Source organism: Massilia arenae (assembly GCF_008014745.1).
GTDB lineage: Bacteria > Pseudomonadota > Gammaproteobacteria > Burkholderiales > Burkholderiaceae_D > Telluria > Telluria arenae.
Genome location: NZ_VPFD01000070.1, coordinates 1 through 534, shown reverse-complemented (window position 1 = coordinate 534; position 534 = coordinate 1). Strand labels below are relative to the sequence as shown.

Annotated in this window: 1 protein-coding gene; it reads right to left on the bottom strand. The window is 61.6% G+C overall.

Going from position 1 to position 534, the window contains the following annotated elements:
- Nucleotides 1-103 precede the first annotated feature (103 nt).
- The coding region (locus FVD38_RS26325; protein ID WP_147937496.1) for an IS1595 family transposase at nt 104-534 on the bottom strand (431 nt) is incomplete at its 5' end.

Sequence of the window (534 nt, the reverse complement as noted above, 5' to 3'; positions counted from 1 at the left end):
CTCCTGATCGATGGCGACCGGGATTGGACCGCGGATCAGCTCAGCAGTTCAATGCTCATCCATATCTAACGATGACAGCGCCAAAGGAAAGGCGCTGTCATCGTTACCTGTTGATGACCCCGAATGCAATACGCAGCAATTGCTCGACGGAAGTAACTCGGCCGCCATCGAGCGCCCAATGCCAGCCCAGGTAGTTGGGTAACCAGCGTGACGCCACGCCATGGAAGCGCGCCAGCCATTCCTTGAGGCGCCGGTGATAGGCGTTCACATTTTGAACGTGGATGGCGCCCTCGGCGCCGTTGCGGACGCGTTCGCCGGCACTGAGGTTGACGGCCTGGTGCGCAATGCCATGGGCAAGGGCGAAGGCGGGATAGGCGGCGTTGGCATCAGTGGCCAACAGCGCCTGGGGATCGAGTTTCGGCAGCAAGTGCGTGACCAGTTGGTTCACCTTCAAGGGACCGCGTCCGGTGACGGCGTCGATGGTTTGCCCGCTGCGGTCGCGCGCCACCAGGATGCAGTCGAGATGATGCGAGA